The organism is Pseudomonas sp. GW456-L12, assembly GCF_059424045.1.
In genome coordinates, this window is record NZ_JBWKZA010000020.1 from 110,241 (window position 1) to 118,427 (window position 8,187).

Annotated in this window: 6 protein-coding genes; all 6 read right to left on the bottom strand. The window is 65.5% G+C overall.

Features of this window, described 5'->3' with window-relative positions; translation table 11 throughout:
- Window positions 1–91: 91 nt before the first annotated feature.
- The 6 genes from tadA to treC all read right to left on the bottom strand — a co-directional run bounded on the left by tadA (window position 92) and on the right by treC (window position 8,096).
- Complete coding sequence (gene tadA / locus AC07Y9_RS22520) at window positions 92–580, bottom strand: tRNA adenosine(34) deaminase TadA (protein ID WP_009045418.1); 489 nt, start codon at window positions 578–580, stop codon at window positions 92–94.
- Window positions 580–1,956, bottom strand: a complete 1,377-nt coding sequence (locus AC07Y9_RS22525; RefSeq protein ID WP_102678542.1) for a multicopper oxidase family protein — start codon at window positions 1,954–1,956, stop codon at window positions 580–582. Before AC07Y9_RS22525 ends, tadA begins: the two co-directional genes overlap by 1 nt.
- Before the next feature lie 260 nt (window positions 1,957–2,216).
- On the bottom strand, window positions 2,217–2,516 hold the full coding sequence (locus tag AC07Y9_RS22530) for a PTS sugar transporter subunit IIB (protein WP_102678543.1): 300 nt from the start codon (window positions 2,514–2,516) through the stop codon (window positions 2,217–2,219).
- 2 nt (window positions 2,517–2,518) lie between these two features.
- Complete coding sequence (gene ptsP / locus AC07Y9_RS22535; RefSeq protein ID WP_102678544.1) at window positions 2,519–5,053, bottom strand: phosphoenolpyruvate--protein phosphotransferase; 2,535 nt, start codon at window positions 5,051–5,053, stop codon at window positions 2,519–2,521.
- Between the two features lie 60 nt (window positions 5,054–5,113).
- A complete protein-coding gene (locus AC07Y9_RS22540) occupies window positions 5,114–6,337 on the bottom strand; it encodes a maltoporin (protein WP_053262495.1) in 1,224 nt (407 codons plus the stop codon).
- A 109-nt stretch (window positions 6,338–6,446) separates the two neighbouring features.
- Entirely contained in the window at window positions 6,447–8,096 is a 1,650-nt protein-coding gene (gene treC / locus AC07Y9_RS22545; RefSeq protein ID WP_102678545.1) for an alpha,alpha-phosphotrehalase, read from the bottom strand.
- Between the last annotated feature and the right edge of the window lie 91 nt (window positions 8,097–8,187).

Sequence of the window (8,187 nt, forward strand, 5' to 3'; positions counted from 1 at the left end):
GTCTGGGCGGATGCTATCGCGAGCAAGCTCGCTCCTACAGGGACCGTATGCTTTTCTGTAGGAGCGAGCTTGCTCGCGAAAAATCCGAGGATCAGCGCGCCCGGCGTGCCTTGAAAAACTCGCTCAACACCGCGCCGCACTCCTCGGCCAGCACCCCGCCCTCGACCAATACCCGGTGGTTGAGAAAGCCCTGGCTGAAGAACTGCCCCTGGCTCTGCACGATGCCCGCCTTGGGCTCCAGCGCGCCGTACACCACCCGGGCGATACGCGAATGCACGATCAGCCCGGCGCACATGCTGCATGGCTCCAGGGTCACGTAGAGGGTGCTGCCGGGCAGGCGATAGTTGTCGACCGCCTGGGCCGCGGCGCGGATCGCGACCATTTCCGCGTGGGCGCTGGGATCGCTGCCGCTGATCGGGCAGTTGAAACCTCGGCCGATGATTTCCCCGTCCTGCACCAGTACCGCGCCCACCGGCACCTCGCCCAGGGCCGCGCCCTGGGCGGCCAGGGCCAGGGCTTCACGCATGAAGTCCTGGTCGCGGCTGCGATCGATGATCCGGGCGGGGCGAATCTGCCGCATCAGGCCACCTCGATGGCGGCCATCAGGCCGGTTTCCATGTGGTCGATCACATGGCAATGGAACATCCACACCCCCGGGTTATCCGCCACCAGCGCCACCCGGGCACGCTCGTTCTTGCCCAGCAGGTAGGTGTCGGTGAAGTACGGGGTGATCTTCTTGCGGTTCGAGGCGATGACCTTGAAGCTCATGCCGTGCAAGTGGATCGGGTGCTGGTACTGAGTCATGTTCTTCAATTCGAAAATGTAGCTCTGGCCCTTCTTGAGCGTGGCGATCGGGCGGTCGGCGCAGGTCTTGTCGGTGATGTCCCAGGCCTTGCCATTGATCTGCCAGAGGCTCGGTGGCTTGCCATTGTCCACGTTCACCGAGACCGAGCCAACCCACTCGAAGTTGAAGTTGAGCTTCTCGGCGTTATCCAGGTCCGGCTCGGCGATCGGGTTGGCCGGCAACGCCGGCGGCCACTCGGTCGGCGCGTCGCTGTTGGCCACCGAACGCAAGGTGCCCAGGCGCACCGGGCCGTTGCGCAACGACAATTCTTCACCGGCCGGCGGCGCCTTGATCGCCAGGCAGATGCGCATGCCCGGCCCCAGCCAGTATTCCTTGCCCAGCGGCCGCGGCTCGATAGGGTTGCCGTCCAGGGCGTAGATTTGCGCTTCGACACCCGGAATGTTGATGCGGTAGGTCAGGGTGTTGTCGAGGTTGAGCAGGCGCACGCGGGTGATCTGCCCGGCCGGGATCTCCACCACTGCCTGGGACACGCCATTGATGGTCGACAGACGCCCCGCCGTGCCGCCACGCGCCGCCTCGCGGGGAATGCTGAAAGGCACGAAGGCGCCGGCTTCATCCACATGCCAGCTTTTCAGGCTCAGGGTGCGTTCGTACTTGAAGCCGGTGGGTTCGCGCTCTTCGATGATCAGCGGGCCAACCAGGCCGCGACCCAGTTCTTCGCTGCTGTTGACGTGGGGGTGGTACCAGTAGCTGCCGGCATCCGGCACACGGAACTTGTAGTCGAAGTACTCGCCCGGCATCACCGGCAATTGCGAGACGTAAGGCACGCCGTCCATTTCCAGCGGCAGGCGGATGCCATGCCAGTGGATGGTGGTGGCTACCGGCAGGTGGTTGATGAAGCGCACCCGCAGCCACTCGCCCTGGCGCACCCGCAGCTCGGTGCCCGGCGCGGACGGGCCAAAGGCCCAGGCTTCGGTCTTGTGGCCCGGCACCAGTTCCACGTCCAGCGGCGCGGCGATCAGTTGATAATCGTGACCCGCCTCGGCGTCGGCCATCTTGCCCAGCCAGTAACGCGCCGTGCCGCCGGCGCCCACACCAACCACGGCAAGACCGGCCAGACCACCGAGTATCTGTCGACGGGTAAAGGACATGGACTCAACTACCTCACGTATCCGCGGCGGGCCGGGGCCCGCAAAAGGCGAATACGATACACCCGCAGTTGAGAAACAGTAAGGCCGGCGCGGCAAGCGGCCGCAGGCGTAATCGTCCCTGTAGCCGCTGCCGAGCCTGCGAGGCTGCGTACGGGCGCGCAGCGCCCGCCAAGGCATCCAACGTGGTGGCTCAGGTGCAACGCATTGCCTGGGTTGCGGACGCTTCGCATCCGTACGCAGCCTCGCAGGCTCGGCAGCGGCTACAGAGGAGATAAGCCGACGAGCAGATGCACCACGCCGCCGACCAGCGCCATCACCCCGGGCACGCCGGCATTACGCAAGGCCGTGGCATCGAGCAAGGTCGGGTCATGCAATTCCACCCGCACCCGGGTCAGGGCCACGCGTTGCCGGGCCTTGAGGTTGTTGGCGCCGCCCAGCGCCGCGATGACGGCCTCGTCCAGGGCGGCGTCGTCCTTGGCCTGGGCCGGCGCTTTCGGCTGGTCGGGCACCAGGTCCGGGGTCAGGGCCTTCCAGAACGCCCGCTGCAATTTCTCGAACATGTTCAGTTCTCCAGAACCGGTGAAGGGGCCAGCGTCGATTGCCGATGCTGGTGCAAGGCGTCACGCACCTGCTCGGCGCTTTCCAGGCCGAGAATGCGCCCGGCGAGGGCCTGGCACTGGCTCAACTCGACCTCGCGCACGCCGGCCTTGATCGCCGGAATCAGCGGCACGCTGACCGACAGCTCGTCCACGCCCAGCCCCAGCAGCAGCGGCACCGCCAGGGTTTCCGAAGCCAGCGCCCCGCACACGCCGACCCACTTGCCATGGGCATGGGCAGCCTTGACCGTGGAGGCGACCAGGCGCAGCACCGCCGGGTGGAAACTGTCGGCCTGGCTGGCCAGGCGCGGATGATCGCGGTCCATGGCCAGGGTGTACTGGGTCAGGTCGTTGGTGCCGATGGAGAAGAAATCCACCTCCGGCGCGAACAGGTCGGCCAGCAGCGCCGCCGACGGCACTTCGATCATGATCCCCAGCTTCGGCAACTCCTTGAGCCCCAGGGCCAGGGCTTCGTCCTCCAGCATCTGCCGCGCCTGCCGCAACTCCGCCAGCTGGGTGACCATCGGCAGCATGATGTGCAGGCGAGCCAGCCCGGCGCTGGCGAGGATCGCCCGGAACTGCTCGCGCAACAGCTGCGGGCGCTCCAGGCACAGGCGGATCCCGCGCATGCCGAGGAAGGGGTTGGCTTCAGGCTCCATCGGCACATAGGCCAGCGGTTTGTCGCCACCGACATCCAGGGTCCGCACCACCAGATTGCGCTCCGACCCCAGGGCCCGGGCGATGGCGCTGTAGGTCGCGGCCTGTTCCTCATGGCTCGGGGCGACGCCGCGGTCCTGGTAAAGAAATTCCGAACGCAACAGGCCGACGCCCTCCCCGCCCAGGTCCATGGCCTGCTCCGCCTCGGCCAGCGAAGCGACGTTGGCCGTCACCTCGAAGTGATGGCCGTCGCGGGTCACCGCGGCCTGGGCCGACTGCTCCAGCTCCTGGCGCTGGCGCTGCTGTTGCTGCTGGCGTCGTGCCTGCAACTGTGCGATCACCGCCGGCGCAGGCTCCAGGTGCAATTCGCCCTGGTCGGCATCCAGTAGCACCGGTGTGCCGCTGGCCAACGCCAGCACCTGTACCGGCAGGCCGCAGATCGCCGGCAACCCCAGGGCCCGGGCCAGAATCGCCACATGGCTGGTGGCCCCACCGCCGACCGTGGCGAACCCCAGCACCTTGCGGGTATCGAGGCTGGCGGTCTGGGACGGGGTGAGCTGCTCGGCAATCAGGATCGCCTGCTCCGGCAGGGCCCAGGCGCTGTCCTGCACACCCAGCAGCAACTTGAGCACCCGCAGCCCGACATCCATCAGGTCCAGGGCGCGCTCGGCCAGCAACGGACTGCCTGAATCCTTGAACAGCTCGGCGGTGGCTTCGGTGGCGCGGTTCCAGGCGAATGCCGCGCTCTTGCCGTCGCTGATCAGGGCCTGGGTCTGCTCCAGCAGGCTCGGGTCTTCCAGCAGTTCCTGGTGAGCCTTGAAGATCTCGCCCTGGGCTGTGCTGGCGGCCTTGTCCCGCAGGACTTGCAGGGCCTCGGTGGCCTGCGCCAGCGCCCGCTCCAGCTGCCCACGCTGCGCGGCCTGATCGCTGGCGAACTCGACGATCTCAAGCTTCTGCTCGGCCACCTGCACCACTTGCCCGAAGGCCGAGCCCGTCGAGGCGCAGACGCCTCGCAGCAACTTGCCCGCTGGCGCCGCAACCGCCGCCACCGGCTCGACGGCAATCGCCGTCACCGCCTCGCCACAACCACTCGCCAGCAATTCGGCCAGGGTCTTGATCGCCCTCTCGGCATCCTCACCCGCCGCGCTGACTTGCAGGGCATCGCCCTGCGCGGTCTGCAACGCCATGATCGCCACCAGGGACTTGGCGTTGGCGCTGGCCTGCTGCTTGTGCAGGCAGATGCTCGCCTTGAAGCCCTTGGCCGCCTGGGCGAACACCGCCGCCGGGCGCGCATGCAGGCCATTGGGATTGGGCAGCGTCACCGGTTTGGAGAACAGCGCCTCGCCCTCTTCCTCGGGCTCCGCGCTTGGCGCAGGCGCGCCCAGGCTCAGCTGCAACAACGGCTGGCCGCTGTCCACCAACGCACTGTCCCCTGTCAGCCAGGTGAACGGCTCGCCACTGACCACCAGCATCAGCGTCAACAGGCTGCGGGCATGCACGGCGATGTAGTCGGCATCGAACTCGATCAGCGGCTGCCCGGCCTCGACCCGCTGGCCCTCCTGCACCAGGCGGCTAAAGCCCTTGCCCGCCAGGTTCACCGTGTCCAGGCCGATGTGCATCAGCACCTGCACCCCGTTGTCGTCGGTGATGCTCACCGCATGGCCACTGTCCTGCACATTGCTGACCACACCGGCCAGCGGCGCGCGCAGGGTCTGCGAGGTCGGGTCGATGCACAGGCCGTCACCGATGACCCGGCTTGAGAACACCGGGTCCGGCACTTGCTCCAGGGGCATCAGCAGCCCGGACAGCGGCGCGAGCAGTTGCAATTGTTGGGTTGTAGCCATGACTTCACCTGCTGTTTGTTCTTGTAAGTGCCGATGGAGCGCGAGCCCCGACAGCATCGCTTATTTCCACCAGTACTCGACCTGCAATCCGACGTTCGCACCATGCCTGGCCGTGCCGAAGGCGCCGGTATCGGACAGCGCCGAACCCGCCGCCAGCTCGTTCGCCGCGCGCTTGGCGGCCTGGTTCCAGCTGGCATAGGTGTAGTACAGGCGCACCTCGGGGCGGGCCCAGAATTCCGGGCCCTTGGGCGACCAGGTCGGGGCGAAGGTGAACTTGCTGAGCTTGCGCGTGCCGCCGGGGGCCTCGACCTGATCGTGGCCCAGCTCGGTGACCAGCTTGAACTGCTCGCTGATCGCATAGGCCGGGCGGATGCCCAGGGAGATCCAGTTCTGGTCGTTACCGTCGGGGCGGATGTCTTTCTGATAGATCGCCTCGACCTGCCCGCCAAACCGCGGGGTCAATTGCCAGTCGAAGAACTCCACCAGGCGGTAGCTCTTGTTGCTGTCGTCCAGTTGCACATTGCCGGTGTAACCCAGCCCGGTGCCCGGGCCTTCGCCGTACTGCAACGCCAGCTTGTTCTTGCCGCCGAGGAAGTCCTTTTGCACATGCTGGGCGGTGATCGCCCAACCCCGATGGGCGTCGCGACTGTCGGGCTTGTCGATGTAGCTCAGGCCCAGTTCCAGCTCGCCGCCGGGGTTGGTCTTGAAACCGGCGACGTTGAAGTCGTGCCGGTTGATGTAGTCCTTCTGGTACAGGTTGTCCTTGCGCGAGAAGGCATAACTGTATTTCAGGTCGCCGATCAGCACGTCCTCGATGCCGCCGCCGGTGGCACTCTGGTTCCAGTAGTAGAAGTCGGAGATATGGATGTCGTTGCGCTTGTAGTAACGCCGACCGGCCCACAGCGAGCCGCCATTGAGGCTGGGCATGTTCGACCACTGGGCATACATCTGCGGCATGCGCGCCGAGCCGTTGTCGCCCTGGAAGGTCAGGCTGCGGTCGTACTGGTTATACAGCGACGCCATGGCATCGACGCTGAGCACCGAGCCATCGTCCAGGGTGTACAGGTCCTGGCGCAGCTCCAGCTCGGCGTACTGTTCGCATTCGTTGCCCAGGCGGTATTTGGACTGCGCGCCAGGCAGCTGGAAACAGGATTGCGAGCTGCTGTTGACCGAGGTCCCGAGGCCGCTACGCAGGTAACCGGCGAACTCCAGGGCCTGAGCCGGGAACGGCAAGGCCAGGCAGACGCAAGAGGCTGCGAGACCGCGATTTATTGTTGTTTTCATAAGCCACCCCATTATTTTTATTCTGTGTGTGTGCCCCGCAGGCGCCGCCCTACCGGCGAGCGAAAGCTCGCGGTGTACCGGGCACGCCGCGCTCATGCGGGGAAGGTTGTCAGCGGTCGATCAGGTGCAGGACAAAGGACTCGTAAGGCCGCAGGAACAGCTGGCGACTGCGGGTTTGATGGTCCGCGTAGTTACTGATGACCAGGCGCTGCTCCATGCGCTCGGTCATCACTCCCTCCGGCAACTGCACTTCGCAGGCGCTGCCGTAGAAGTTGTTCACCACCAGCAGACGCTCGCCCTGGCCCTCGCGCAGATAGGCCCAGACCTGCGGGTGCTCGGCCAGCAGCTGGCGATATTCGCCGTCCTGGATCAGCGGCTCGCGACGACGCAGGGCAATCAGCTGGCGATAGTGGTGCAACACCGAATCCGGGTCTTCGAGCTGCTGCGCGACGTTGATCCGCGCGGCATTGGCCGGCACGCCGATCCAGGGCTCAACGCTGCTGAAACCGGCATGGGCCTCGGTATTCCATTGCATCGGCGTGCGCCCGTTGTCCCGGGACTTCTGCATGATCGCCGCCATGTTGTCCGCCTCGCTGTCGCCGGCTTCGCGCTTGAGGCGGTAGATGTTCAGGGTCTCGACATCGCGGTATTGGTCGATGTGGGTAAAGCCGGGGTTAGTCATGCCCAGCTCTTCGCCCTGGTACACGAACGGCGTGCCCTGGAGGAAGTGCAGCGCAGTGGCGAGCATCTTCGCCGAGACCACCCGGTACTCGCCGTCGTCGCCGAAACGCGACACCACCCGTGGCTGGTCGTGGTTACACCAGAACAGCGCGTTCCAGCCGCCACCGGCCTGCATGCCGCTCTGCCACTCGGAGAGGATGCGCTTGAGCTGGAGGAAGTCGAAATCGGCGCGGATCCACTTCTGCAGGTTCGGGTAGTCGACCTTCAGGTGGTGGAAGTTGAAGGTCATCGACAGCTCTTTCGACTCGGGCTGCGAGTAACGAATGCAGTGCTCGAGGCTGGTGGAAGACATCTCGCCGACGTTGATCAGGTCAAAGCCCTCGAAGACCTCGCGATGCATCTGCTGCAGGTACGGGTGCACGTTCGGGCCGTCGGTATAGAAGCGTCGACCGTCGCTGGCGTCTTCCGGGAAATCCGCCGGCTTGGAGATCAGGTTGATCACATCCAGGCGGAAACCGCCCACGCCCTTGTCGCGCCAGAAACGCATCATCTTGAACACTTCGGCGCGCACCTGGGGGTTGTCCCAGTTGAGGTCGGCCTGGGTATGGTCGAACAGGTGCAGGTAGTACTGGCCGGTCTGCGCTTCGTATTCCCAGGCGGAACCGCCGAACTTGGACTCCCAGTTGTTCGGCTGGTCACGCCAGATGTAGAAGTCGCGATACGGGTTGTCGAGGCTGCTGCGCGCCTGCTGGAACCACTCGTGCTCGATGGAGGTGTGGTTGACCACGATGTCCAGCATCAGCTTGATGCCGCGCTTGCCGGCCTCGGCGATCAGCAACTCGCAATCGGCCATGGTCCCGTAGCTCGGGTCGATGGCGTAGTAGTCGCTGATATCGTAGCCGTTGTCGCGCTGGGGCGAACGCAGGAACGGGGTGAGCCACAGGCAATCGACGCCCAGCCAGTGCAGGTAGTCGAGCTTGTCGACCACCCCCAGCAGGTCGCCGGTGGCCTGGCCGCTGTGGCTGTAGAAACTCTTCGGGTAGATCTGGTAGATCACCGAACGCTGCCAGTCTTGCATGGCGGGCTCCTTCAATGGGGTTGGTACTGGCCTTGAGGGCCTCATCGCGAGCAAGCTCGCTCCTACAGAGGAATATGCGGTCATGTAGGAG

Coding starts and splice junctions, on each gene's coding strand:
- tadA (WP_009045418.1), bottom strand. CDS start 580: ATGCGGCAGATTCGCCCCGCCCGGATCATCGATCGCAGCCGCGACCAG.
- AC07Y9_RS22525 (WP_102678542.1), bottom strand. CDS start 1,956: ATGTCCTTTACCCGTCGACAGATACTCGGTGGTCTGGCCGGTCTTGCC.
- AC07Y9_RS22530 (WP_102678543.1), bottom strand. CDS start 2,516: ATGTTCGAGAAATTGCAGCGGGCGTTCTGGAAGGCCCTGACCCCGGAC.
- ptsP (WP_102678544.1), bottom strand. CDS start 5,053: ATGGCTACAACCCAACAATTGCAACTGCTCGCGCCGCTGTCCGGGCTG.
- AC07Y9_RS22540 (WP_053262495.1), bottom strand. CDS start 6,337: ATGAAAACAACAATAAATCGCGGTCTCGCAGCCTCTTGCGTCTGCCTG.
- treC (WP_102678545.1), bottom strand. CDS start 8,096: ATGCAAGACTGGCAGCGTTCGGTGATCTACCAGATCTACCCGAAGAGT.